This is a genomic window from Corynebacterium riegelii (genome assembly GCF_016728505.1).
GTDB classification, from domain to species: domain Bacteria; phylum Actinomycetota; class Actinomycetes; order Mycobacteriales; family Mycobacteriaceae; genus Corynebacterium; species Corynebacterium riegelii.
Genome location: NZ_CP068159.1, coordinates 996,223 through 1,022,180, shown reverse-complemented (window position 1 = coordinate 1,022,180; position 25,958 = coordinate 996,223). Strand labels below are relative to the sequence as shown.

Sequence of the window (25,958 nt, the reverse complement as noted above, 5' to 3'; positions counted from 1 at the left end):
TGCATGAGCCCAGCGCCCAGCGGGGCTAAACGGGTAGGGTTGAGCAGGTACACCAATCCAATGAAAGGATCATCATGGCTGACAACAACACCCCGAAGACCCCGAACACCCCGTCTACCACTGATTCCGCTGCCGATTCCAAGGCAGTAGAGACGGAGCAGGTTCGCCCGCGCAACGAGAACCTGGAGACCGATCACGGCACCACCGTTATTGATGACAACGTGGTGGGCAAGATCGCCGGCATCGCAGCCCGTGAAGTTTCTGGCGTTCACAACCTGGGCGGCGGCGCTGCACGTATGTGGGGTGCTGTGCGCGAGTCCTTCACCTCCTCCACCAACGTCCAGCAGGGCGTGAACGTTGCGGTGGACCAGGGCCACGTCAGCGTTGCTGTTGCCATCATCGCTGAGTACGGCGTTGCCATCCACGAGCTGGCTAACGCTATCCGCGAGAACATCACCGTTGCCATCACCCGCATGACCGGCCTGATTGTGGACCGCGTTGATGTGACGGTGCACGACGTGAACCTGCCGGAGCAGGAGACCGCTGTGCCGGAGCAGTACGACGAGAACGTGAACTACCAGGCTGCTAACCCGGCACTGGGCCAGTAGTTATGGCGCAGACCTCCGTAACCCGAGAAACCGCGGAGGCAGCCCGTACCGCAGCACTTGCAGTCCCCGGCGTTGCCGGCCTCCACGGAGGCCGCTTCGGCGAAGTAGCAATTCTGCTTCCCGGTGAACGCATCGAGGGGCTTCGTAACTCTCGCCGCAGCGTTGAGCGTGGCGGCGATAACGGCGGAGAGCACGGCACCGAACTTGGCCTTGAGGTCCACGTTGTGTTTGACGTTGGCTCTGAGCGCGAAGTGCAGGCTGTTGCAACCGACGTTCGTGAAGCGGTACTTCAGGCTACTTCTCTCGGTTTTGTAGACGTTGTGGTGGCGGATGCTGTCCGCGCGTCACACTAACTGGAAGACAATCTGGAAGATTTGGTGTTCCCCATGAATATCTTCGAAAACAAGACGGTGCTGGGCATCATCATCGGCCTGATCGTTGCGTTTTTCGTCACCTTTGGCGGTGTGTTCGGCCTGATTTGGCTGCTGCTGTTCACCGTCATCGGTGGCGTAATCGGCGCTCAGCTTGATGGCCGGCTGGACTTGGCCCGCGCCGTGAGCAAGACCTCCGGCAAGGGCCAAAGCTAATGGACGGCACGTTTTACCACATCAGCGAGAAGGCAGTTGAGCACGTAGCAGAGCAAGCCGTGCTCACTGTTCCCGGTGTACTCAGCCTCGACGCCCAGCTAGCTGGCCTTGCGGGGCGCAAGTACCCGCGGGTGAATGTGCACTTGGACCGCGCCTCAGCAATTGCTGCGGTAGAGGCCGAAATTGCCACCACCTACCCTGCCCCAGTTGCGGCTATTACGGACGCGGTGCGAGCCACCATCATCGCCCACATCCGTTCCCTGTGTGGGCTGGATGTTTCCCGCGTTCAGGTGCACGTGGCCAATGTGCAAACTGAGACGGACGGCCACCGTGTGACTTGGGATGATGTGGCTAGCCACAATGCATCGGCTGAGCCGGTTGGTATCCGCATATCCCCTTCGCCGGTCACCTCCCCGGTAACGAAGGACCCCATCGCACTTTCGCCGATTGAGGTTGACTCACAGCTGGATGAACTGCGCGAAGTGACGGTTCCTGCGCCACCTGAGGTTCGCACCACAGGCTTTGACGCACCGCCGCTGCAGCTCACCGACATTGTCGTGCCACCGCCGCTTGAGACGTTTTCGCCTGAGACTCCTCAGCCGCGCCAGCTTGCTGAAGTGCAGCGTTTCGTTCCGCAGGCTGCGTCCGTACACGCTCCGTACCCGCGCCCGGTCAAGGGCGCTACGGTGCCGCCGCGGCGCGCGCTCAAAGAGGTGTACATCAACCGGAGCTCTGTTGTGCCGGTAAGCGCTCCCGCGGCGCCGCACTTGCGTCCGGTTGGGGTGCCCTCGCCGAGACCTGTGAAGCGCCCTGAGGCCCCGATGCCGCAGCCGTTGAAGCAAATCACGATTCGACCGGTGGAGAAGTATTATGACCGCACCCGTTAAGGACCACACGGAAGCGCCAAACCGCCCGCTTGGTCCGCACCCTGGCGCTGAGCCGCGTGCGAATCCGGCTGTCCGTTGGATCACTGTTGTGCTTGGCGTGCTCCTGATTGCGCTTTCCGGCGTGTTGGTTCGGGAGCTTTGGTTCTACGCCCAGGACCAGCCGTTTACCTCTTGGTTGTTGCCGGTATTTAACACGATGGCTTCCTCGCTTATCGACGCAAAGGTGGTCACCCTCGGCATCATCATCGCCCTTGTCGGGCTTTGGTTTGTCATCACCGCCTTCATCCCGAGGGCTCGTACCCATGTGCGCGTGGACTCCCCCGCTTCTATTTGGGTACGTCCCGTGGATATTGCCCGCAAGGCAACCAACGCAGCCCGCGCTGAGACCGGCAGCACTACGGTCCGCTCGAAGGCGAACCGTAAGAAGCTGACGGTTGAGATTGATGATGACGGCACTGGCTCAACCCAGGAGCGTGTGACCAGCCTGCTTAATGGTGAGTTCAGCCGTCTGCAGGCGCCGCCTGCGGTGGCAGTGAAGGTGAACCAACCGGCACCTGCGCCGGAGACCGCTACTACTGAACAGGAGGTACAGCGATGACTAAGGGACTTTCCTTCTTCGACCGCCTCGTAGTCTTCCTCTTCGGACTGCTGCTTATTGTTGCTGGCTTTGTGCCGGTGGCGCTGTACTGGGACATCCCCTACGTCAGTGATTGGATTAACCAGTTCAACCGGGCATCGATTTCGGAGGTGCCCTACTACGGCTGGTACAACACCGCGCTGATTATCGCGGCGATCGTCCTGTTTTTCGTCGGCCTGTGGCTAATCCTGGCCAACATCCGCAGCCGCGCGTTCTCCAACAGGGAGATCGCGGCAGCGGACCCGGCACACGGCGACACGGTGATCAATGTCCAGCGCGTTGCCGAGGCGGCCTGTACGGCGATTACGCAATCCCCGTCCGTATCGCGTGCGTCGTGCAAGGTTGCAATGGTGGGCAAACGCCCAACCGCTACCTTTACCGTCATCGCTAACCCTTCCTATGACCTGGGTGAGGCGATCAGCGCCATTGAAAGCGCTAACGAGGATTTCCGCGTAGCCAACCACACCATGGAAATTGACACGGTGTGGAAGCTGCAGCTGGACCGCGTCGCAGCGTAGCCGCTACCAGCGTTTAGGCCTCCAACAGATACGCCTCTTTCAGTAGCCCCAGTTTGCGCGGCCTCCCGCCGCCGGCTGGGGCTACAACTATCTCAGCGCCCGGCGTACAAGCCAGCAGCTGGTCCCACGCGATCGTTTCAAGCAGCGATTGTCTCCCCTGCACAGTCCATAACCAGATCCGCTGCCCGAGGATCACCCTAGAGCCGTCCTCACATTGCAGGAGCCAGCGTTCCGAGCCGACGTCCACACGCCGCAGGCCATCGAGCATGTCGGCGTCTTTCGGTGGCAACCCGGTGATCATTTCAACGACGCCCAGCCGGTGCTCTACGCCTTCTGTATCCCGCACCACCAGTGGCCGGCCCGGCCCTGTTGGCCGGAAGGCGTCATAGCGCCACACCCCGGGCATCCGTTTCGGGTCTGCAGCGTTTCGCACTATCGCCGTGGTGCTTGTCAGTGTGATGGTGAGCTGTGGCGCTGTCGTAGCGATGCACACAGTGCGTTCCAGTGGCGCTGTCAGCAGGGATGGGTGTTCTCTTGCAACCTCATCCAGGATTGCCAGCAGCTCGTCCTCGGTGGAGCCCCAGGACAGTCCACGGTTCTGCAACACACCTAGAAAAGCCGGGAGTGTGAGGTCTGGTTGGCCTTCCCACGCATCTTGGAGCCTCGCTATGAGTTTAGGGATGCGGGTCGGGTCAGTTTCGTGCACGCGAGCATTGTAGCCGAGCCCGTCCCATCTGATCTGGCACAAGTTGAGGCCGCGAGTTCGTACTCCGCAACGCGGCCTCCTCACGCTGATCGCGTTTGCGTAAGCAGGACGAACGGCCTGCGAATAGCGCTGGAACACAGATATGCAGGGGAAGATATGCAGGTTCCCAGCTCAGAGCGTTTTTTCAATAAGTGAGGCCTTAATGAAAATTGGCCGCTACCTGCAGACCTGCATTTCTTCCCCTGCATATCTGTTGGGGCAGGACCGGACCGGACAGGACAGGACCGGACCGGACAGGACCGGGCAGGCTCCCCGATCCAGGCTATAGCTGCCCAAACACCTACCCCCAAACACCTGCCCACGTATGGGCATGCAAAAAGGCCGCCCTCCCGTGTGGGAGTGGCGGCCTTTAAGGCGTTACTGGGTTACCCAGTTAGACCCTGGTGGCTGGAATTAGCCGAGGATCTTGGTAACACGGCCAGCGCCGACGGTGCGGGAGCCCTCGCGGATAGCGAAGCGCAGGCCCTCGTCCATAGCAACCGGCTGGATGAGCTCAACGGTCATCTCAACGTTGTCGCCCGGCATAACCATCTCGGTGCCCTCCGGCAGCTTCACAACGCCGGTCACGTCAGTGGTACGGAAGTAGAACTGCGGACGGTAGTTGTCGAAGAACGGGGTGTGGCGGCCGCCCTCGTCCTTGGACAGAACGTAGACGGAGCCCTCGAACTTGGTGTGCGGGGTGTAAGCGCCCGGCTTGATGATGACCTGGCCGCGCTCAACGTCCTCACGCTTCAGACCACGGAGCAGCAGAGCTGCGTTGTCGCCAGCCTCAGCGGTGTCGAGAAGCTTGTTGAACATCTCGATGGAGGTAACGGTGGTCTTCTGGGACTTCTCGCGGATACCGATGATCTCGACCTCGTCGTTGAGGTTGAGCACGCCACGCTCCACACGACCGGTAACCACGGTACCGCGGCCGGAAATGGTGAAGATGTCCTCGATCGGCATCAGGAACGGCTTGTCGGTCTCGCGCTCCGGGTCCGGAATGGAGTCGTCACATGCCTGCATGAGCTCCAGGATGGAGTCAACCCACTTCTGCTCGCCCTCGAGAGCCTTCAGAGCGGAGATGTGGATGATCGGTGCATCCTCGTCGTACTCCTGCTCAGCCAGCAGCTCACGAACTTCCATCTCAACCAGCTCGATGATTTCCTCATCATCGACCATGTCGCACTTGTTCAGTGCAACGAGGATGTACGGAACGCCAACCTGGCGAGCCAGCAGCACGTGCTCGCGGGTCTGCGGCATCGGGCCGTCGGTAGCTGCAACCACGAGGATTGCGCCGTCCATCTGAGCAGCGCCGGTGATCATGTTCTTGATGTAGTCGGCGTGGCCCGGGGCGTCCACGTGAGCGTAGTGGCGCTTCGGGGTGTTGTACTCCACGTGGGAGATGTTGATGGTAATACCGCGCTCGCGCTCCTCCGGAGCCTTGTCAATTGCGGAGTAGTCGAACGCCTTGTTCTCCTCCGGGTACTCCTGAGCCAGCACGGTGGTGATGGCAGCCGTGGTGGTGGTCTTGCCGTGGTCGACGTGACCGATGGTGCCAATGTTGACGTGCGGCTTCGTACGCTCGAACTTTGCCTTTGCCACTTGTTGTCCTCCTGGACTTCCATGTGGCTACGACCTTCGCAGCCACGTTGTTTACATTTGCCTTGCCTCATGGCCCGCATGCGCGAGACATGCTGCATCGACCATTTCACAATGTGCCAGTTACATGATCCTAGATTCTGAATGACCGTTTTTCAAACCGGCCGATCCGTGCAAACCGCGGATCCACCTAGTGAGTAACGGCCAACTCAAGCACCACCCCATCTTGCTGGGATTTTGGGCTGGAACTTCAGTAGGCCGCACCCGCTAGGGTGCGCTTCGCGCCGAGCTTTTTACTATCGACGGCTCTGGCGTAGCCGTCGATAAGCAGAAGGCGCAAAGCGTTAGGGCAATTTACTTGCCGGTGCGCTGCTCGATGATCTCCTGAGCAACGCTCTGCGGAACCTCAGCGTAGGAGTCAAACACCATGGTGAAGTTCGCGCGGCCCGCGGTCGAGGAACGCAGGTCACCAATGTAGCCGAACATTTCGGACAGCGGCACCTTAGCGCGAACAACCTTCGCACCGGAGCGGTCCTCCATTGCGTAGACCTGGCCACGGCGGGAGCTGATGTCACCGTTGACGGTGCCCATGTACTCCTCCGGGGTCACAACCTCAACAGCCATGACCGGCTCAAGCAGAACCGGCTTAGCCTTAGCAACTGCTTCCTTCAGAACCTGGGAGCCAGCGAGCTTGAAGGCCATTTCAGAGGAGTCAACGTCGTGGTAGGCGCCGTCCTCAAGGGTGGCCTTGATGTTCACCAACGGGAAGCCAGCGAGGTAGCCGTACTGCATCGCATCCTGGATACCAGCGTCCACGGACGGGATGTATTCCTTCGGCACGCGGCCACCGGTGACGGCGTTCTCGAACTTGTAGGTTGCGCTCTCGCCCTCCTCCAGCGTCTCCGGGTCCGGGTTGTACGGCTCGATGGTGACAATGACCTTTGCAAACTGGCCGGAACCACCGGTCTGCTTCTTGTGGGTGTAGTCCAGGGACTCCACCTTCTTGCGGATGGTCTCGCGGTAAGCAACCTGCGGGGAACCGATGTTTGCCTCGACCTTGAACTCGCGCTTCATGCGGTCAACCAGCACGTCGAGGTGCAGCTCGCCCATGCCGCCGATGATGGTCTGGCCGGTCTCTTCGTCCAGCTTGACGGTGAAGGTCGGGTCCTCTTCCGCCAGCTTCTGAATAGCGGTACCCAGCTTCTCCTGGTCAGCCTTGGTCTTCGGCTCAATGGCCACCTGGATAACCGGATCCGGGAAGTCCATGGACTCCAGGATGATCGGGTGATCCGGGTTGCACAGGGTGTCACCCGTGGTGGTTTCCTTCAGGCCAATGAACGCGTAGATGTTGCCGGCGTCAGCGTGCTCAACCGGGTTCTCCTTGTTCGCGTGCATCTGGAAGAGCTTGCCCACGCGCTCCTTCTTGGACTTCGTGGAGTTCAGCATCTGCTCGCCCGGGATTGCCTGGCCGGAGTAGACGCGCACGTAGGTCAGCTTGCCAAAGAACGGGTGCACAGCAATCTTGAATGCCAGTGCGGAGAACGGCTCTTCAACGGACGGCTTACGCACGAGCTCCTCGGAGCCGTCTACGGAGGTGCCGCGAACTTCGCCGATGTCCAGCGGGCTCGGCAGGTAGTCCACAACAGCGTCCAGGATCGGCTCGATGCCCTTGTTGCGGTATGCGGTACCACAGAACACCGGGTAGATCTCGGAGTTAACGGTCAGCTTGCGGATAGCGGCCTTGATCTCCTCGACGGTGAGCTCCTCGCCGCCGAAGTACTTCTCCATGAGCTCCTCATCGGACTCAGCGACGGTCTCGAGCAGCTTCTCACGGTACTCTTCAGCCTTGTCCTGCAGCTCAGCCGGGATGTCAACAATCTGCGGCGGGGTGCCGGTCTCAACCTTGCCCGGCCACATGTAAGCCTTCATCTGGATGAGGTCAACAACGCCGTCGAAGTCATCCTCAGCGCCGATCGGAATCTGCATAACCAACGGCTTCGCACCGAGACGGTCAACGATGGTGCCAACGGTGTAGAAGAAGTCTGCACCCAGCTTGTCCATCTTGTTCACGAAGCAGATACGCGGCACGTTGTACTTCGCAGCCTGGCGCCAAACCTGCTCAGACTGCGGCTCAACGCCTTCCTTGCCGTCGAAGACAGCAACAGCGCCGTCCAGAACACGCAGGGAACGCTCCACCTCAACGGTGAAGTCCACGTGGCCCGGGGTGTCAATGATGTTGATCTGGTTGTTGTTCCAGAAGCACGTCACGGCAGCAGACGTAATGGTGATGCCGCGCTCTTTCTCCTGCTCCATCCAGTCGGTGGTTGCGCCACCGTCGTGGGTTTCGCCAACCTTGCGGTTGATACCCGTGTAAAACAGGATGCGCTCGGTCGTGGTGGTCTTACCAGCATCGATGTGAGCCATGATGCCGATGTTGCGGACCTTGTTCAGGTCTTTAAGCACTTCTTGTGCCACGTTTTTACCCCAACTTATAAGTTGTCGACACCGCCCCGGCGCACGCTAGGGAGCCGAGATAGCGTCTTTGGCGGATATTGTCCTTGGTCGATTATTCCACTAATTGCGCGTGGAGGCAGGTTACGCACCCGTCGCTACGCAAACGGCCCGGGAGCAAGACTCCGACGCGTACGCGTGCGGACAACTTATCCACGGGCCGAAACGTGAGCTCATAAGGCGCGAACCTATTACCAGCGGTAGTGGGCGAAGGCGCGGTTTGCCTCTGCCATCTTGTGAGTGTCCTCACGACGCTTCACGGATGCACCCAGGCCGTTGGACGCATCCAGGATCTCGTTAGCGAGGCGCTCAATCATGGAGTTCTCACGACGCTGGCGAGTGAAGGTCACCATCCAACGCAGAGCAAGCGTGTTGGAACGGCCCGGCTCAACCTTGACCGGAACCTGGTAGGTAGCGCCACCAACACGGCGGGAACGAACCTCAAGGTCCGGGCGGATGTTGCCCAGTGCCTTCTCCAGGGTGCCAACCGGGTCAGTACCGGTCTTCTCGCGGCAGATCTCAAGCGCGCCGTAAACGATGCGCTCTGCGGTGGACTTCTTGCCGTCCTTCAGGATCTTGTTCACCAGCTGGGTAACCAGCTCGGAGTTGTATACCGGATCCTTAACTACGGGACGTACAGGTGCTTTTTGCTTACGCATTGTTCTTTACTGTCCCTTCTTCGCGCCGTAACGGGAGCGAGCCTGCTTGCGGTCCTTCACACCCTGGGTATCCAGAGCGCCACGGATGATCTTGTAGCGCACACCCGGCAGGTCCTTCACACGACCGCCGCGCACGAGCACCATGGAGTGCTCCTGCAGGTTGTGGCCCTCACCCGGAATGTATGCGGAAACCTCAATACCGGAGGTCAGGCGCACACGTGCGACCTTACGCAGTGCAGAGTTCGGCTTCTTCGGAGTGGTGGTGTACACGCGGGTGCACACGCCGCGGCGCTGCGGGGAGCCCTTCAGGGCGGCCGTAGCAACCTCGGACTTCTTATCCTTGCGGCCCTTGCGGACCAGCTGCTGAATAGTAGGCATTCACGCTCTTTCTGTCTTCACGACCCCGCACACGCGTCTATACATGCAAAAATGGGGGCTCTTTCGCGGGGCCCTTCCGTCTGCATGAACCAACGCATGCAACTGGTGTCGCATGGAGTTCGAAACTTTCGCACCGCGCGAGAATGCGGGCGAAACCTTGACAAGAATACTACAGGGATAGTTTTGGGAGCAAATTTCGCTTATCGACGCCCACGTCAAACCCCCACACACGCGCCAAATCCGTTTTAAACTGCTGCCATGACCGGCCGCACTGGGTTAGCGCTTCGCTCCACGCGTGACATGATCGCAGCTTCTGCAACCATTCCTGTCAGCGCGTTGCGTCTGCTTGTGCGTCATCTCCCCTACCTGGCCACACTCATCTGTGCCGGCCTGGCTGGCAGACACCCCGGCCCACGCCTGCGCTAGTACATGAAGCAGGCCGCGCGCAGTGAAGCGAAAACGGTGATGGACAAACGGTGATGGACAACGCGATGAAACCCGTCGCTGGCCCGCTAAAGCCCCTGAAAATGACCAGCCATGCCCGCAATCAAAGCCTCAATCTGCAGCAGACGGACAGAAAGGGAGCGATCCCACCCCTGGCCTGCGACAAGCTTAGTCGCTAGAAGCTCATGATTTGGACTGTTGGCCAGATCGGAGCGGAGACGGTCAAGGAGATAGGTCGCCGCATCGAGACCAAGTAGCGCCGAGATCTGGTCCCCTAGAACATAGGCCGCCATGAGGTCAGGGTCCCCGTCAAACTCAACGTGACTGCACTCAAGAGCAAAATACGTGTCCCACAGTGACAGATCATCACTGTTATACCAAGCGATAATGAGAGCTAAATCAATCGCATCTTTGTACTGCCCCTTCGGGTAGCGGTCAAGCCACGCATGAAGCTTGAGCGCCGCCAGCCCAGCTGGAGTTGGCAAACGAAACGCTACCTGAGCGCCTACTCCATCGAGCCCGGAAAGCTGGTAGCACTCAGACGCTGCAAAGACTTCTCTGAAACCGGATACGTTAAGCGCATGACCGTCTGCTGATATGAAAAGCCTCGGGGGCGCTTCAACCCCACCAAACGGAACCACATCGACGCTCATCCCTGCAATACTGAGGCGCTGCCATGGAGATCGTGGTGCAGCAAACTTTTCTCGAAGCCGCTTGAATTCGGCCGCGGAATTGATGGCGATTGCTATGTCAATGTCCTCCGTTTTACGCTGCGGAGGCACAGCAGAATAACGGCGGTGCAAAATGTCACGGCACCGCGCCCCCACCAGCATGACCTTGTTTGTGTCCACCACAGCACTGAGGTGCTGGAACAGCAGCTTCAGATCGTCGTCTGCCCGGTCAATGCTGGGCATTCTGAATCCTTCCCCTAATTACAGACTTCACATGCTCTGATACCTCGAGTAGTCGTGGATCCCCGTGGGCACGCACGTCGGCGTACACCAGTGCAAGCGGCGCATTTTTCCGTTCACGGGTCTCTGCAGTCACGCTACCTTCTTCGAAGACCAGCGCCGCACGAGTATCCCAGAATGCTCGCCTGATGCGCACGTTGCCTCGCGGGGAGCGCTGCAAACGCAACTCGCGTATGATGTCGCGGGCATCCTTCTCGTCTTCGACATACGCATCGAGCGAAGTGCCGCCGAAAATCAAGTCCGGTACAGCTTGCTCACCGCTCAGCCACACCTGTGCATTACTCCAATCAGGCAAAGGGAGCTTTGCATCTCCTCGAAAAAGTTCAAGGTGCGCACCCAATCCCGAGGGGTATGCGTCCGCCCATGCGTCGATAAAAGTGCCGAGCTTCTCCTGCGCAAACCAATAACGCCCGTCACCCCTGTAGAGATAGCCGCCCTCGGCGAGTAGCTGCAGGGTCCCCGTCACAGTGCCCGCCGATGTGCCGCTCAACACCGCCAGATCTCGGCTCGGAAGCTCTAAGACGCCCGGATATGACAGCAGCATCGCTGACACCTGAGCACGTCTCGGCGTAAAAAGTGAAGCAGCACTTGCTCGCCGACCTTTCTTCCCAACGGCAGCAGAAGACTTTTTGGTAGGCCCCCTCCCCCGCACGTCCACGTGCATGGACGGGAAAGAGAAAAAGCAGTTGCCATGCAGGTCTACATACATGCCCCCACCACCTTGCACTCTCTTAGTTTTTGCGGGAGTCGCTTTCTCCATGAGCACCACGCGTGGAACGGCCCCAAGGCGCCCAGGGCTTAAGCGTTTTGATAACTGTTCTGCCACCACGACAACCCGCTCAGAACCAGTGTCAGCAAGCAGCTCGGCCTCCGCGACATAATCTGGACCCACCGCCACTTCACTGTTATGCCCAAGGGAGATCTGCACACCTACATTCGCTCTATCCAGAGCGTGGTTCCAGTCGTCGATCGTCAGCATGCGCCATATTTTAGACTCTGGACCTGCCTTGTTCAATAATGTTGAGCGATCAGTAATACTAGACAGTCTGTAAGACGCGTAGCAACAACCAACGAGATTCACCTGACTCACGCTGGCGGTGACACCAAGCCCCGCACACCCGTCGATTCCGTTTTACACTGCTGGCATGACCGGCCGCACTGGGTTAGCGCTTCGCTCCACGCGTGACATGATCGCAGCTTCTGCAACCATTCCTGTCAGTGCGTTGCGCCTGCTTGTGCGTCATCTCCCCCAACTGATCGCGCTCATCTGCGCCGGTTTGGCCGGCAGGCAGGCGGTGATCTGGCTGGCGGTGTGGCTGTCTAACTACAGCAGCTTCGGGGCGTCGCTAATCATGCCGCTTGCGCCGCTTTCAGTGATGATGTCGCTGATCTTGTGCCTGTGGGTGTTACGGCCATCGTTGCCCTTTTTGGCAGAGACGTTCCCGGAGAGGGCGGAGACGCAATCGCGCGCAAGGCTCCTGTCGGTAGGCGGGCTGCTGGTGTCCTTCCTCACGGTGTACGCCACGCACGGAATGTTGAAGGAGGACCTGCGGGATTTCCGACGCGCCACAACCATCGACGAATACATGAACCAAGGCTTCAACGCCGACTTCAGCCGCGCGTTTGTGGACAGCACGGCAGGGCTCATCGCGTTGATTCTGGGCACGATCATCCTGCGCAAAATCATCGGCTATTTCGCGCTTGCGGAGAAAGGCCTCGGCCTGACGTACTTCTCCGCGTACCTTGAGGTGCTGTGGATGACCACGGTGTCGGTGTTTCTAACCAACCAGCTCTCAGCTGTGCAGGACTGGGCGCTAACGCGCAGAAGCATTGCGCCGACGTACCGCTCCTACGTCGAGCTTTCGGAAAACATCGAGGACTCCGCCGGGTTTCTTGCGGAGTCCTGGGCATGGCTCGCGGCGAAACTGCCCGCGTTTAGCCAGCTCATTACCGTGCCGATCGCCTGGTTGACGCTGGGTGCTGTGGTCTTTGGCACCTCACTGGTAGCGAAGCAGGCGGCCGAAAGCACTAAACCCGAAGCCACAAACACAGACACCGACGCCAAGGCCTCCAACCCCCGCCTGCGCCAACGCATGAAACAAGCCGCGCGCAGTGAGGCGAAAACGGTGATGGATGATGCCCTAAAGCCCGTCGCCGGCCCGCTGAAAACCACGTGGAAGGGGCTGCGCACCCTCGCCCGCGCTGGACTTGTGCCCATGGTGATCTTCTGCCTGGTGTTCATGCTGGCCACAAGCGTTGAGCTGGGCGTAGTCGAGCTTGGCCGTCTCGTTGCCGGGCCGCAGCAGTCGTTGCAGAGTGAGCAGGCTGCCACGCTCATCCTGGTGTTCGCGCGCATGGCGTATCTGATGGTGGTGGTGTGTCTCGTCGCCGCGGCGCTGGATCACTTCCTGCGCAGCACCTACTTGCCGTCGGCAAACTCCCCGAAGGGTTCGGGCTCTGGCAGCACCAACGTCACGTAGTGCGGTTCCTCCCAACCAACGTGCAATTTGAGCGGCTGCACGCCGTCCGGCATGGCGATGGGGGTGAGTTTGCGCCAGGTGTCAGGGCGGGGGTCGCCGAAGCCCTCAACAATCTCCCCGTCCCCTACCAGCGGGCCGCCCTGACCCGGCAGGGTGCAACCGTTCGCAGTACTCAGATCCTGCTGAATCACTGGCTCCACAAAAGCTCTATCGACCAGCTGGTACTCGCGCCCGTCCGAGGCCGTCACCCACATCCGGCACCCCGCCAGCACCGACTCCTGCGGCGCTGACCACTCCGTGAGCACCAGCCACGGACTAAAACCCTCCGGCGCGTGCACCTCCAAAACGTCCTGTTGTTTCGGGTTCAGCTCCTGGAACTCCAACACGCTAACCTGCGCCTGATACATCGCGCCTTCAACATCCGCGATCGGAAACGCGAAGCTCCCCTCGCCGCCAGCCGAAACCAGCTCTTCGTCGCTCCACGTCCACGGCCGCACGATGCTGAAGTACGGCTGCATCGACGCGCCAACCATCAGCGCCACAGCCACCGGCGCCGCCACCCACCAGGCCTTCCTCACACCGTCACCCCCTCACGGACAATCTCCCCCTCAACCAGGGGCTTTTCTAGCTTGATTGCGACCCTCGGCGCCATATGATCCCAGGACGCTAGGACTCTCAGCGTGGCGTTATCAATCTTGTCCTGCGGCATCTCAAAGACAAACGTGCAGTCCACAGTCCTGCCCGGGTACAACACGGGGCAGCTGTTGCTCCAGCTGTTGGACTGGGTGAACTCCGTGCCGTCGGCAGCCGTGATGCTCCCTCGCACGAAGCCTATCGACGCCTCCGGGGTCACCCTGAAATCCACCACCACCCACGAAGCGTTGGTGTCCATCCCGTTAAACACCGGCGTGACGTACGCGCGGGTGTCCTCCACGGTGCCAATCTCCGGGGCGCTGCTTGTGTAGTCGAAGGGTGCAAAGACGCGGTCAACCGGGTTCGGCAGCTGCCCGCGGAGAAACACCCCAAGGCTAAGCAGGGCCAGGACCGCAGCGACGGTCCATACTCGACGCGCAATCCCATCCATCACCGCAGACTCACCTCCGCCATGCGCTGCGTTGGCAGCCACATCATCTGGTTGTCCAAGAAGGAGCGCTTGTATTCGAGGGTCCAGATGGTGAGGGTATCGGCGGCGTCGATAAGCTGCTGCCCCTGCGGCCCTTCATCGGCTGGGGTGAACACCACCGCAATGTCCAAGGGCACACCCGGGTTGGGGTTAATCACGTCATAGACGGGCAGCTCAAGCGGCTCCCCGCCGGGCGAACGGCGCGCCGCCGAGACCAAAAACCGCGGCTGCTGTTCCTCAGGCAGCCCGGAGACTTCCAGGTCGAATGCCGAAAGCAGACGGGTCACCGGGCGCGACTGCGTGTTGGTCAGGCTCATCTCCACCACTCGCGAGCCGTCCAAGACGTAGGTCTTGCGGATCTGGATATCAAACGGCGCGACCTCCACCTCCACCGGCTGCGCCAAGGCGTTGATCCCGACCGGCGCGCTGGCATGGATGAACCCCTCGGGGTCGGCCTTCTCAAAGCCGCCACGTAACCCAAGGAGGCCAACAAACACCACTAGCGCCAGAATGGTCACATTGGTGCGCGTAAAGATGTCGCTGGCTACAGACCTGACAAATCCGTGCACACCAAGAATTCAAGCACGGCTTGCGGCGGCGCGCCCGACTTATCTACATGCTTATCCAAATGTCAGCGAGTACAGACGCACGCCCGCATCCGGGGTAATCCGTACCACACCAGAGAGCGGTTCGGACTGTTTCAGCAGGTCAATAGTGCCATCGGTGACCTCAAAAGTCTTTGTTGCCCCATCTGGGTATTCCACCTTGACATTGCCCTGCCCAGAGACAACCAGCTGCACCCACGCGGCATAGACGTTGATGGCAAGGTGCCCACCTTCCGCGGCGATGGATTCTGGGCCGAGTTCCCATGTGCCGTTAAGCACGAACTGGCCTCGCTGCGGATCAGAATGCGTTCCGAAATCATGCTGGCCGGGCGTGTAATCCGCATTGGCGGTGTAGCTCGCACGTTTCGTACCCAGGTAGGTCTCCGGGTTTCGACCGTCCACCCCCGTAGTCACGGAAGACCGCTCGATGGGGTTGGGGAGGGGTGCGTCGGTGGCGTCGGCAAGCAAAGCCCGAATAAGCTGCTCCGTTTCAGCGTAGGAGCCCTCCCCTTCCACGATCTGGCGGACATTGCCCTCCGTGTCAATGAGGTAGCGCGCCGGCCAGTAGCGGTTGCCGTAATTGCGCCAGGTCAGGAAATCATTGTCCTGCGCAACCGGGTAGTGGATGCCCTCCTGCTCCACGGCCCGTTTCACATTGCCCAAGTCGTGCTCAAAGCCGTACTCGGGCGAGTGCACGCCAACGACCTCAAGGCCGGAGTCACGGTACGTGTCATACAGTGCAGTGATGTGCTCGCCCGCACGCTGGCAGTTGATACAGGCGTACGCCCAGAAATCCACCAATGTCACCTTCCCGTCATGCGGAGTCGGCCCAGCATCCGGCGACGCCGTGTTGATCCAGTTTTCCAACCCCGCAAACTCCGGCGCAGGACCGCAATCCTGCAGCTGTCCAGGATCAGCGCGCCTGCATTCATCAAACGCACCCGCAGTCTGGCTCACCTGACCTAGAGCATCATTGGCCAGCTGAGAGGTTTCAAACTTCTCTTTCACTCCCGCAGTCCAATCCGGAAGAGAGCGCTGCAGCGCAGCAGGCGCATCCAACGCAAGAGCCAGCGTGAACACGAGAATCACCGCACCCACCAACCTGCGGTGGCGCTGCACAAGATCAACTTTCTGACCAATGCGGTTGCCCGCAAACGCGAACGCAAGCAGCGGCAACGCCGAACCGGCTGCGAACGACAGCGTCAGCGCCACCGTTGACCAGCCGATCTCCCCCGTACTGCCAGCTACCGTCACCGCAGCAAGCACCGGGCCCGCACACGGCGCATAGACAGCCCCCAGCGCCATACCAATGAGAAAGCCGCCCTTCCCCCGCGCCTTCTCCTGCAACACCGTGGGGCGTGGAAGCGCATCAAACGGCTTCTGCAGCAACTCCCCCACCTGCGGCACGAACATGCCGATGCCCACCAACGCCAGCAGCACAATACCGCCCCAGCGAAGCAGCGATTGCGGCAGATGCAACAGGCCAAGAACAAGTGAACCCAGCAACGCAATAGCAGCAAAGCTCAGCGTCAGTCCTGCAACTACCCGAGTTGGCTTTCGGCCCACACTCACACTGAGCACCACTGGCAACACCGGCAAAATGCAGGGCGATAAGCCCGTGAGCACCCCTCCGACAAACCCGACAATTACAACGCCCAACATCGTCTTTCACCCTTCTTTTTCAAGCGGTCACTATGTCAAGCTCTACGAAGCACAGGGCTCTAAAGGATTGGAAAATGTTGCAGAAAAATTTTTTCCCGCTCCTCCAATCCGCGTGCACGGTTGGTTCCGTAGTTACTCATAGCTGGCCACCAAACCGGCGGTCAGGAAATTTTGATCAGCACCACAACGAAGGAGCAACCCATGTCCACTACCACCCACACCACCTCCAGCCGCGCACGCTTCGGCGCGACCGCACTCTGCGCAGTGCTGGCCGCAACCGGTCTTGCTGCTTGCAACGACACCGACGGCATGAAGGAAGATACGAAGATGACGCCGACGGAGCAAATGTCCTCCGAAATGATGAAGCCGGAAAAGGACTCCATGGAGAAGGACGCCATGAAGGAAGACTCCATGATGTCTTCCGAGTCCATGATGAGCACCGAGGAAAAGAAGCAGTAACCAACACTGGGCAGGTGACCGAGTGCTAAGTTTGGAAGCCGTGGATTTAGACCATCTGCTTACGCGCGTTGCTGAAGGCGACCAGGCAGCGTTCGGGCAGTTATATGACGCCATGGCTTCCCAAGCATTCGGTCTGGCTGTTCACATCCTTCGGGATTCTGCGCAGGCCGAAGAGGTCACCCAAGAGGTTTTTGTAGAGGTCTGGCAGAATGCGCAGCAATTTGATGCCAGCCGGGGCGGGGCAAAATCTTGGGTTCTTCGCTTGACTAAGCTTCGGGCGATTGACCGGTTGCGCAGTTGGCGCAGCTCGCAGGCACGTGACCAGGCTGACTTCTACCGGCAGCTCACCACGTGGGTGGCGGCGGAGGATGAAGCGCAGGAGCACTTGGAGTCCGAAGAGCTCCGCAGGCTCGTAGACTCTATTGGGGAGCCGCACCGAAGTGCGCTCATGCTGGCTTATTATGGCAATCTCACGCACCAGGAGATCGCGGAGATCACCGGAGTGCCGCTTGGCACTGCGAAAACACGGGTCCGTGACGGTCTTCGGAAGTTACGCGAAGCAGTCTCAGCAAATGGAGGGCTGTGATGAACGACGCTTTTAAGCCCCAGCAGGGCGATGATAATGTGCAGAGCTTTGCTCCGCTTTTCGACGCCGCCGCGGCCCCCATCGCACCGCCCCCCTCCCTGAAATCCGACATCTTGCGTCGTATCGCGGAGACCCCGCAACGTGGAGAGCAAGAGGCAGCGCAAACCGCAGCTTCAGCGGAGATCATCGATTTGAATGCAGAGCGTGATCTGCAGGAAATGCGACGCTCACGCACACCGGCACGAAAGTGGTTCGCCGCGGCAGCAGCCACGATTCTAGTTTTCGCCGGTGCTGGTGTGGTCATAAACCAGTTCAATGGTTCCGATGCTCCGGACTCGACGAGTGTGGTCGCCGCACCCGGTATTGAAGAGATGCACGCGGTGATGAGTGCCGCTGACGTTCGCCAAGGCAAAGCCGAAGCAGGTGGCGCCATCCTGGATATTGTTGTCAGCAACGATATGAACAAGGGCGGCGCCATGGTCAATGGCCAGCCGGATCTTGAGCCCGGGATGGGCGCCCAGGTCTGGGCTGTGATGTCGGATGGCGCCACAATGTCCGCAGGTGTCATTGGGCAGGATCCCCACACCGACGTGTGGATGCCGCTGCCTGGCGACGCAACGTCGGTGCTGGTAACCGAAGAAATTTCCGCAGGCGCCGCTGAGCCAACCGGTCGCGTGCTGGCACACGTCAAGCTGTAGAAAAACCGGGCCCTGGCCGTCGCGCTGAAAAACCAAAAGCCCGGCATCTTCCACAAACGGGAAGGCACCGGGCTTTTGGGAAGCAGACCTAGCTACATGCCAGAGAACTAGATCTGATCGAAGCCGTACTCATCCAGCGGGACGGAGGCGCCGGTGAACTCGCCGTAGCCTTCGTCGCCGTAGATGGAGTCGCCGAAGCTCGGGATCGAGTAAGCCGCGGAGCGTGCCGCCTCGGTCGGTTTGACCTGGATGTTGCGGTAGCGGGAAATGCCCGTACCGGCCGGGATCAGCTTACCGATGATCACGTTCTCCTTCAGGCCGATCAGCTTGTCGGAGCGCTTGTTAATAGCGGCGTCCGTGAGCACACGGGTGGTCTCCTGGAAGGAGGCTGCGGACAGCCAGGACTCCGTAGCCAGGGAGGCCTTGGTGATACCCATGATCTCGGAACGCATCTCAGCCGGCTGGCCACCGTCGGTGACAGCAGCGGCGTTGACCTGGCGAGCCTCCGCCAGATCCACCAGGGTGCCCGGCAGGAACTCGGTGGTACCCGAGTCGATGACGGTGCCGCGGCGCAGCATCTGGCGGATGATGATCTCGATGTGCTTGTCGTGAATGGACACACCCTGGGTGCGGTACACAGCCTGGACCTCATCGATCAGGTGCTTCTCCACACCACGACGGCCGAGAACCTCGAGCACGTCGTGCGGGTCAGCAGCACCACGGAGCAGGCGGTCGCCCACCTCAACGTGGTCGCCCTCGCGCAGGGAACGCTCGATGTAGGCGTCCGGGTTGGACTCCATCGGGCGGCGCACCTGGGCCAGGCCCTGACGCTTCGACAGCTTCTCGTAGACCACAACATCCGAGCCGTCATCCGGGTGGATGGTCAGGGTCCAGAAGTTGCCCTCGTCCTCAAGGGTGATCGTGCCAGCCACGGATGCGATCGGTGCGCAGTTCTTTGGCACACGTGCCTCGAACAGCTCCTGAACACGCGGCAAACCACCGGTAATGTCGCCACCGACACCACCCTGGTGGAAGGTACGCATTGTCAGCTGGGTACCCGGCTCACCAATGGACTGTGCAGCCACGATGCCGACGGCCTCGCCGATGTCAACCAGCTGGCCGGTAGCCATGGACTTGCCGTAGCACTTCGCGCAGACACCGGTCGGGGTCTGGCAGGTCAATACGGAGCGGACCTTGACGTCCACGATGCCGGCGGCCACGAGTGCGTCGATACGCTCCTCAGAAAGCTCAGCGCCAGCCTCAAGCACGACGTTGCCCTCGACGTCCTTCGCGTCAGCTGCCAGGACACGGCCGGCAACAGAGGTCTCGACCAGGTCATGACGGGCGTACTTCTTCTCGTTGTCCGAGCCTGCGAGGACAACGGCAACAGGTACCTTGACGCCCTGGTGGGTGCCACAGTCGTCCTCGCGGACGATGACGTCCTGCGCCACATCCACCAGACGACGGGTGAGGTAGCCGGAGTCCGCGGTACGCAGAGCCGTATCGGCCAGGCCCTTACGGGAACCGTGGGAGTTGTTGAAGTACTCCATCACGGTCAGGCCTTCGCGGAAGGAGGTCTTGATCGGACGCGTGATGTACTCACCACGCGAGTTCACAACCATGCCCTTCATGCCGGCCAGGGTCCAGATCTGGCGCATGTTACCGGCAGCACCGGACTTCACAATCATCGGAATCGGGTTGTCATCCGGGTAGAGATCCTCCACGGCCTGACCCACCTTGTTGGTGGCGTCCTGCCACAGCTCGACCAGGCGGTCGTAGCGGTTCTCCTCGGTCAGCGCACCCTTCTCCCAGAACTTGCGCTCAATCTCTTCTGCCTCGCGCTCGTACTCCTCCAAGACTTCGTTCTTGTTCGGGAGCACCAGCACGTCAGACATGGAGATGGTGATGCCGGAGCGGGTAGCCCAGTAGAAGCCAGCGTCCTTCATCTTGTCCAGCACCTGAGCAACGGTGATCATGGGGTACTTCTCCACCATGGACTGGATGATGTCACCCAGCAGCACCTTGCCGGAGCCGCCGCCCTTGCGCACCATGGCGCCTTCCTGGTACGGGAAGTTGAACGGCATCAGCTCGTTGAACATGATGCGGCCCAGGGTGGTCTGAGTGGTCCAAGCCTGGCCCTTCTCCCAGCCGTCCGGGAACTGCTCGGCCTCGATCTCCGGCGTCGGACGCAGGTGATCAATGCGCACCTGGATCGGTGCCTGCAGGCCAAGTACACCCAGGTCGTAAGCCATGATGGCTTCACGGTAGGAGGAGTACACGCCACGTGCCGGGCCGTTCTCATCAGCAGGAGCGTATGCGCCCTCGCCGCCGATCTCGTTTTCGCCCTTCAGCATGGTCAGGAAGTACAGGCCGGTCACCATGTCCAGACGCGGCATAGCCAGCGGCTTGCCGGACGCCGGGGACAGGATGTTGTTGGAGGACAGCATCAGGATGCGTGCCTCAGCCTGTGCCTCAGCGGAAAGCGGCAGGTGAACAGCCATCTGGTCACCGTCGAAGTCGGCGTTGAACGCCTCACAAGCCAGCGGGTGCAGCTGAATTGCCTTACCCTCAACCAGCTTCGGCTCAAACGCCTGGATACCAAGGCGGTGCAGCGTCGGTGCGCGGTTCAACAGCACCGGGTGCTCTGCAATGGCCTCTTCCAGCACGTCCCACACCTCAGGACGCTGACGCTCCACCATGCGCTTGGCGCTCTTGATGTTCTGCGCGTAGTCATTGTCCACCAGGCGCTTCATCACGAACGGCTTGAACAGCTCAAGTGCCATCAGCTTCGGCAGACCACACTCGTGCAGCTTCAGCTGCGGACCAACAATAATCACGGAACGACCGGAGTAGTCCACACGCTTACCCAGCAGGTTCTGGCGGAAGCGGCCCTGCTTACCCTTCAGCAGGTCAGACAGGGACTTCAGCGGACGGTTACCCGGGCCGGTGACCGGGCGGCCGCGGCGACCGTTGTCAAACAGCGCGTCCACGGACTCCTGCAGCATGCGCTTCTCATTGTTCACAATGATCTCGGGCGCGCCGAGGTCAATCATGCGCTTGAGGCGGTTGTTGCGGTTGATCACGCGACGGTACAGGTCATTGAGGTCGGAGGTAGCGAAACGGCCACCGTCCAGCTGCACCATCGGGCGCAGCTCTGGCGGGATCACCGGGATCGCATCCAGGATCATGCCTGCCGGGTCATTGCCGGAGCGCTGGAACGCAGCGACAACCTTCAGACGCTTCAGTGCGCGGACCTTCTTCTGGCCCTTGCCCTCAGCGATGATGCCGCGCAGCTCCTCTGCCTCAGCATCCAGGTCGAAGTTACGGATCAGGGTCTGGATAGCTTCCGCACCCATGCCGCCGGTGAAGTAGTCCTCGTAGCGGTCGACGAGTTCCTCGTACAGGTTCTCATCAATAATCATCTGCTTCGGAGCCAGCTTGGTGAAGGTGGTCCAGATCTCGTCCAGACGCTCCACCTCACGCTCACCTGCCTCACGCAGGTGCGTCATCTCCTTGTCCGCAGCGTTCTGCACCTTCTTGCGTGCAGCCGCGGTTGCGCCGGCAGCCTCAAGTTCAGCCAGGTCCTCCTCCAGCTTCTGAGCGCGCTCGGCGATCTCAGAGTTGGTGTCGTCCTCGACTTCCTTCTTCTCCATGATCATCTCTGCCTCAAGGGTGGAGAGATCATTGTGGCGTGCCTCATCATCAACGCTGGTGATGATGTTGGCAGCGAAGTAAATAATGCGCTCAAGGTCCTTCGGCGCCAGGTCCAGCAGGTAGCCCAGACGCGACGGCACACCCTTGAAGTACCAGATGTGCGTCACCGGCGCAGCCAGCTCAATGTGGCCCATGCGCTCGCGGCGAACCTTGGACTTGGTCACCTCGACGCCACAGCGCTCACAGATAATGCCCTTGTAGCGGACGCGCTTGTACTTGCCGCAGGCACACTCCCAGTCACGGGTGGGGCCGAAGATGCGCTCACAGAAGAGGCCATCCTTCTCCGGCTTCAAGGTGCGGTAGTTAATGGTCTCCGGCTTCTTTACCTCGCCGTGGGACCAACGACGGATGTCGTCGGCGGTGGCCAGGCCGATGCGAAGCTCATCGAAGAGGTTTACGTCAAACACGTAAAACTTCCTTTTCAGTAGTGGTTTGGGGTTGAGGTTCGTAGTGTTCGCGGCAACGTCGACAAGCAGCATGCTTCTCGACGCCCCGCCCTAGCCTTACGCCGTATCAGCTGCCGCACCCTCATCGCGGGAAAGGTTGATACCCAGCGAGGATCCGGCCTGATCAAACTCATCATCGTCGCCGTCAAGCTCCATCGGCGTGCCATCCGTGGAGAGGACCTCCACGTTCAGGCACAGCGACTGCAGCTCCTTCAGCAACACCTTGAAGGACTCCGGAATACCCGGATCCGGGATGTTGTCGCCCTTCACAATCGCCTCGTAGACCTTCACGCGGCCAACAACGTCATCCGACTTGATGGTCAGCAGCTCCTGCAGGGTGTAGGCAGCGCCGTATGCCTGCATTGCCCACACCTCCATCTCGCCGAAACGCTGGCCACCGAACTGGGCCTTACCGCCCAGCGGCTGCTGCGTAATCATGGAGTACGGGCCGGTGGAACGAGCGTGAATCTTCTCGTCCACCAGGTGGTGCAGCTTCAGCATGTACATGTAGCCGACGGAAATCGGGTACTTGTACGGCTCACCGGAACGGCCGTCAAACAGCATGGTCTTGCCGTTCTCATCCACCATGACGTCACCGTCACGGTTCGGCTTGGAGTTAGCCAAAAGCCCTGCGATCTCATCGTTGGTCGCACCGTCAAACACCGGGGTTGCAGTCAGCGAGTTCGCCGGCACGTCATACAGGTGCTCCGGCAGCGTCTCCAACAGCTTCGCGTTCTTCGGGTCATCCGGGTTCACCGTCCAGCCGGCCTTAGCCAGCCAGCCCAAGTGCACCTCAAGGACCTGGCCAATGTTCATACGACGCGGAACACCGTGGGTGTTCAGGATGATGTCCACCGGGGTACCGTCCGCCATGAACGGCATGTCTTCCTGCGGCAGGATCTTGCCAACAACACCCTTGTTGCCGTGGCGGCCAGCCATCTTGTCGCCGTCCTGGATCTTGCGCTTCTGTGCAACGTAGACGCGGATCATCTCGTTGACACCCGGCGCCAGATCATCATCGTCCTCACGCGCGAAGCGACGAACAGCAATAACCTTGCCCTGCTCACCGTGCGGCACCTTCAGAGAGGTATCGCGCACCTCGCGAGCCTTCTCACCGAAGATGGCGCGCAGCAGGCGCTCCTCCGGGGTCAGCTCGGTCTCACCCTTCGGGGTGACCTTACCCACCAGGATGTCGCCGTCACGCACGTCCGCACCGATGCGGATAATGCCGCGCTCATCCAGGTCCTTCAGCACGTCCTCGGACACGTTCGGGATCTCGCGGGTGATTTCCTCAGCACCCAGCTTGGTGTCACGGGCATCAATCTCGTGCTCCTCAATGTGCACGGAGGTCAGGATGTCCTCCTCAACCACACGCTGGTTGAGAATGATGGCGTCCTCGTAGTTGTGGCCTTCCCACGGCATGAACGCAACCAGCAGGTTGCGGCCAAGTGCCATCTCGCCGTCCTTGGTGCCCGGGCCATCAGCAATGACCTGGCCAGCCTCAACGCGGTCGCCCTGGCTCACAATCGGGGTCTGGTTGTAGCAGGTGCCCTGGTTGGTGCGCTCGAAGGTGCGCAGCATGTAGGTGTCGCGGCCACCCTCATCATCCATGACGGTGATGTAGTCACCGGTCACGGTCTCAACCACACCAGCCTTGGGGGAGATCACGGTATCGCCAGCATCGTATGCAGCGCGCTGCTCCATACCGGTTGCCACGTACGCAGCCTCTGCGCGCAGCAGCGGCACAGCCTGCTTCTGCATGTTCGCACCCATCAGCGCACGGTTAGCATCGTCGTGCTCGAGGAACGGAATCATCGCCGTAGCAACAGACACCATCTGACGCGGGGAGATATCCAGGTAGTCAACGCCCTTCGGGCCGACAACGCCGATGTCGCCGTCCTTCAAGCGGACCTCAATACGCTCACCGGTCAGGTTGCCGTCCTTATCCATCGGAGTAGCCGCCTGCGCAATGGCATAGCGGTCCTCCTCATCAGCGGTGAGGTAGTCAACCTGGTCGGTCAGCTTGCCGTCGTTAACCTTCTGGTATGGCGTCTCAATGAAGCCGAACGGGTTAACGCGTGCGTAGGACGCGAGAGCACCGATCAGGCCAATGTTCGGGCCTTCCGGGGTCTCAATCGGGCACATACGGCCGTAGTGCGACGGGTGCACATCTCGCACCTCGATGCCGGCGCGCTCACGGCTCAAGCCACCCGGGCCCAGCGCGGAGAGACGACGCTTATGCGTCAGGCCAGACAGGGAGTTGTTCTGGTCCATGAACTGGGACAGCTGCGAGGTACCGAAGAACTCACGAATAGCAGCAGACACCGGACGCACGTTGATCAGGGACGTCGGGGTGATGGACTCCGCATCCTGCGTGGTCATGCGCTCACGCACAACACGCTCCATACGGGACAGGCCCACGCGAACCTGGTTCTGGATCAGCTCGCCCACCGTGCGCAGACGACGGTTACCAAAGTGGTCAATGTCATCCGTGCTGATCGGGATGATCTCACCGGACGGCGAGGTCATCTCGGACTCACCTGCGTGCAGGCGCACCAGGTACTCAAGGGTAGTTGCAATGTCCTCTTCGGTCAGCGTCATCAAACCGTCATGATCGCCGCCGAGGCCCAGCTTGCGGTTGACCTTGTAGCGGCCCACGCGAGCAAGGTCATAACGCTTTGCCTTGAAGAAGGAGTTCTCCAGCAGGGACTGCGCAAGGTCACGCGTCGGCTGCTCGCCCGGACGCTGCTTGCGGTAAATCTCCAGCAGCGCCTCATCTGTGTTTGCCACACCGTCAGACTCAAGGGTGGCCATCATGATCTCAGAGAAGCCGAAGCGCTCCGTGATCTGCTCGGTGGTCCAGCCAAGCGCCTTCAGAAGAACGGTCACCGGCTGGCGACGCTTACGGTCAATACGCACACCAACCGTGTCGCGCTTGTCCACGTCAAACTCCAGCCACGCACCGCGCGACGGAATCACCTTCACAGAGTGCAGCGGGCGCTCCGTGGACTTATCAATCGTCTCGTCGAAGTACACGCCCGGAGAACGTACGAGCTGGGAAACAACCACACGCTCCGTGCCGTTCACGATGAAGGTGCCCTTCTCCGTCATCAGCGGGAAATCGCCGATAAACACGGTCTGGGACTTAATCTCCTGCGTGTCATTGTTAATAAACTCCGCCGTGACGTACAGCGGCGCGGAGTAGTTGATGTCCTTGTCTTTAGCTTCCTCGATGGTGTACTTCACATCTTCGAAGCGCGGCTCGGACAAGCTCAGGCTCATATTGCCCGAGTAATCCTGGATCGGAGAGATCTCCTCAAGGATGTCCTCCAAGCCACTCGTCACACGAGCGGTTTCGCCGCGCAGCTGCTGCTCGCGCTCACGCCACTCGGACGTGCCCACGAGCCACGCAAAAGATTCAAGCTGCACATCGAGCAGGCCCGGGACGGTAATGGGCTCATTGATTTTGGCGAACGAGTAACGCTCGGGCGCCCCGGGGATTTCAGCCATTGACATGGTCTGGTCTGAGACTGCCAAGTTGGGTCCTTCCAGCACCTTAGCGGAGGCCGCAAAAATCTGCTCTGGCATACAGATCTGCGACGTTTCCGCTGGTTAAGTTAGCATTCGGTCTGCTTCGG

General features: G+C 60.3%; 24 protein-coding genes. 11 read left to right on the top strand and 13 right to left on the bottom strand.

Annotated features, from left to right (window positions below):
• Positions 1-74: 74 nt before the first annotated feature.
• The 6 genes from I6I71_RS04710 to I6I71_RS04685 are packed head-to-tail and all read left to right on the top strand — an operon-like array spanning position 75 to position 3,237.
• Positions 75-608 (top strand): Asp23/Gls24 family envelope stress response protein, encoded by a 534-nt coding sequence (locus I6I71_RS04710; RefSeq protein WP_101733823.1) that lies wholly within the window; start codon positions 75-77, stop codon positions 606-608.
• Positions 609-610: 2 nt separating this feature from the next.
• Positions 611-961: a hypothetical protein gene (locus I6I71_RS04705; protein ID WP_070465722.1), complete on the top strand. Its 351-nt coding sequence runs from the start codon at positions 611-613 to the stop codon at positions 959-961.
• 33 nt (positions 962-994) lie between these two features.
• On the top strand, positions 995-1,195 hold the full coding sequence (locus tag I6I71_RS04700; protein WP_052205403.1) for a hypothetical protein: 201 nt from the start codon (positions 995-997) through the stop codon (positions 1,193-1,195).
• A complete protein-coding gene (locus I6I71_RS04695; RefSeq protein WP_101733822.1) occupies positions 1,195-2,082 on the top strand; it encodes an Asp23/Gls24 family envelope stress response protein in 888 nt (295 codons plus the stop codon). Before I6I71_RS04700 ends, I6I71_RS04695 begins: the two co-directional genes overlap by 1 nt.
• Positions 2,066-2,680 (top strand): Asp23/Gls24 family envelope stress response protein, encoded by a 615-nt coding sequence (locus I6I71_RS04690; protein ID WP_201822646.1) that lies wholly within the window; start codon positions 2,066-2,068, stop codon positions 2,678-2,680. Before I6I71_RS04695 ends, I6I71_RS04690 begins: the two co-directional genes overlap by 17 nt.
• Positions 2,677-3,237, top strand: a complete 561-nt coding sequence (locus I6I71_RS04685) for an Asp23/Gls24 family envelope stress response protein (RefSeq protein WP_052205406.1) — start codon at positions 2,677-2,679, stop codon at positions 3,235-3,237. The genes I6I71_RS04690 and I6I71_RS04685 overlap by 4 nt, the downstream gene beginning before the upstream one ends.
• Before the next feature lie 13 nt (positions 3,238-3,250).
• On the opposite strand, the gene I6I71_RS04680 is transcribed toward I6I71_RS04685, so the two are convergent.
• From I6I71_RS04680 to rpsL, 5 genes are all read right to left on the bottom strand, one after another.
• Positions 3,251-3,943 (bottom strand): hypothetical protein, encoded by a 693-nt coding sequence (locus tag I6I71_RS04680; RefSeq protein ID WP_070465762.1) that lies wholly within the window; start codon positions 3,941-3,943, stop codon positions 3,251-3,253.
• Positions 3,944-4,396: 453 nt separating this feature from the next.
• The gene (gene tuf, locus I6I71_RS04675; protein ID WP_052205408.1) at positions 4,397-5,587 is read right to left on the bottom strand and encodes an elongation factor Tu; all 1,191 of its coding nucleotides are present in this window, start codon (positions 5,585-5,587) and stop codon (positions 4,397-4,399) included.
• Positions 5,588-5,938: 351 nt separating this feature from the next.
• Positions 5,939-8,059 carry an elongation factor G gene (gene fusA, locus I6I71_RS04670; RefSeq protein WP_201822638.1) on the bottom strand — a complete coding sequence of 707 codons (2,121 nt, stop codon included), beginning with the start codon at positions 8,057-8,059 and terminating at the stop codon, positions 5,939-5,941.
• A 227-nt stretch (positions 8,060-8,286) separates the two neighbouring features.
• The gene (rpsG, locus tag I6I71_RS04665) at positions 8,287-8,754 is read right to left on the bottom strand and encodes a 30S ribosomal protein S7 (protein ID WP_052205410.1); all 468 of its coding nucleotides are present in this window, start codon (positions 8,752-8,754) and stop codon (positions 8,287-8,289) included.
• Positions 8,755-8,760: 6 nt separating this feature from the next.
• Positions 8,761-9,132 (bottom strand): 30S ribosomal protein S12, encoded by a 372-nt coding sequence (gene rpsL, locus I6I71_RS04660; protein ID WP_052205411.1) that lies wholly within the window; start codon positions 9,130-9,132, stop codon positions 8,761-8,763.
• A 258-nt stretch (positions 9,133-9,390) separates the two neighbouring features.
• Between rpsL and I6I71_RS04655 the strand changes: the two genes are divergently transcribed.
• A complete protein-coding gene (locus I6I71_RS04655; protein WP_201822636.1) occupies positions 9,391-9,558 on the top strand; it encodes a hypothetical protein in 168 nt (55 codons plus the stop codon).
• An 86-nt stretch (positions 9,559-9,644) separates the two neighbouring features.
• On the opposite strand, the gene I6I71_RS04650 is transcribed toward I6I71_RS04655, so the two are convergent.
• Entirely contained in the window at positions 9,645-10,490 is an 846-nt protein-coding gene (locus I6I71_RS04650; RefSeq protein ID WP_201822634.1) for a nucleotidyl transferase AbiEii/AbiGii toxin family protein, read from the bottom strand.
• Positions 10,477-11,526, bottom strand: coding sequence for a type IV toxin-antitoxin system AbiEi family antitoxin (locus I6I71_RS04645; RefSeq protein ID WP_201822632.1), 1,050 nt, complete (start codon positions 11,524-11,526; stop codon positions 10,477-10,479). The genes I6I71_RS04650 and I6I71_RS04645 overlap by 14 nt, the downstream gene beginning before the upstream one ends.
• A gap of 166 nt (positions 11,527-11,692) precedes the next feature.
• Between I6I71_RS04645 and I6I71_RS04640 the strand changes: the two genes are divergently transcribed.
• Complete coding sequence (locus I6I71_RS04640; RefSeq protein ID WP_201822630.1) at positions 11,693-13,027, top strand: hypothetical protein; 1,335 nt, start codon at positions 11,693-11,695, stop codon at positions 13,025-13,027.
• Here I6I71_RS04640 and I6I71_RS04635 read toward each other — a convergent pair.
• The 4 genes from I6I71_RS04635 to I6I71_RS04620 are packed head-to-tail and all read right to left on the bottom strand — an operon-like array spanning position 12,967 to position 16,417.
• Complete coding sequence (locus tag I6I71_RS04635) at positions 12,967-13,605, bottom strand: hypothetical protein (protein ID WP_157045329.1); 639 nt, start codon at positions 13,603-13,605, stop codon at positions 12,967-12,969. The genes I6I71_RS04640 and I6I71_RS04635 overlap by 61 nt on opposite strands.
• Positions 13,602-14,153, bottom strand: coding sequence for a hypothetical protein (locus I6I71_RS04630; RefSeq protein WP_201822628.1), 552 nt, complete (start codon positions 14,151-14,153; stop codon positions 13,602-13,604). The genes I6I71_RS04635 and I6I71_RS04630 overlap by 4 nt, the downstream gene beginning before the upstream one ends.
• The gene (locus tag I6I71_RS04625; RefSeq protein ID WP_101733817.1) at positions 14,111-14,719 is read right to left on the bottom strand and encodes a hypothetical protein; all 609 of its coding nucleotides are present in this window, start codon (positions 14,717-14,719) and stop codon (positions 14,111-14,113) included. Before I6I71_RS04625 ends, I6I71_RS04630 begins: the two co-directional genes overlap by 43 nt.
• Before the next feature lie 51 nt (positions 14,720-14,770).
• Entirely contained in the window at positions 14,771-16,417 is a 1,647-nt protein-coding gene (locus tag I6I71_RS04620) for a cytochrome c biogenesis protein CcdA (RefSeq protein ID WP_201822626.1), read from the bottom strand.
• 201 nt (positions 16,418-16,618) lie between these two features.
• Between I6I71_RS04620 and I6I71_RS04615 the strand changes: the two genes are divergently transcribed.
• The 3 genes from I6I71_RS04615 to I6I71_RS04605 are packed head-to-tail and all read left to right on the top strand — an operon-like array spanning position 16,619 to position 18,160.
• Positions 16,619-16,876 (top strand): hypothetical protein, encoded by a 258-nt coding sequence (locus I6I71_RS04615; RefSeq protein WP_236587396.1) that lies wholly within the window; start codon positions 16,619-16,621, stop codon positions 16,874-16,876.
• 40 nt (positions 16,877-16,916) lie between these two features.
• Positions 16,917-17,462, top strand: a complete 546-nt coding sequence (locus I6I71_RS04610) for a sigma-70 family RNA polymerase sigma factor (RefSeq protein ID WP_201822624.1) — start codon at positions 16,917-16,919, stop codon at positions 17,460-17,462.
• A complete protein-coding gene (locus I6I71_RS04605) occupies positions 17,462-18,160 on the top strand; it encodes an anti-sigma factor (protein ID WP_201822621.1) in 699 nt (232 codons plus the stop codon). The genes I6I71_RS04610 and I6I71_RS04605 overlap by 1 nt, the downstream gene beginning before the upstream one ends.
• Before the next feature lie 107 nt (positions 18,161-18,267).
• Here I6I71_RS04605 and I6I71_RS04600 read toward each other — a convergent pair whose 3' ends face one another.
• Both I6I71_RS04600 and rpoB read right to left on the bottom strand, forming a co-directional pair.
• On the bottom strand, positions 18,268-22,281 hold the full coding sequence (locus I6I71_RS04600) for a DNA-directed RNA polymerase subunit beta' (protein WP_101733989.1): 4,014 nt from the start codon (positions 22,279-22,281) through the stop codon (positions 18,268-18,270).
• A gap of 96 nt (positions 22,282-22,377) precedes the next feature.
• The gene (rpoB, locus tag I6I71_RS04595) at positions 22,378-25,875 is read right to left on the bottom strand and encodes a DNA-directed RNA polymerase subunit beta (RefSeq protein WP_201823374.1); all 3,498 of its coding nucleotides are present in this window, start codon (positions 25,873-25,875) and stop codon (positions 22,378-22,380) included.
• Positions 25,876-25,958 lie beyond the last annotated feature (83 nt).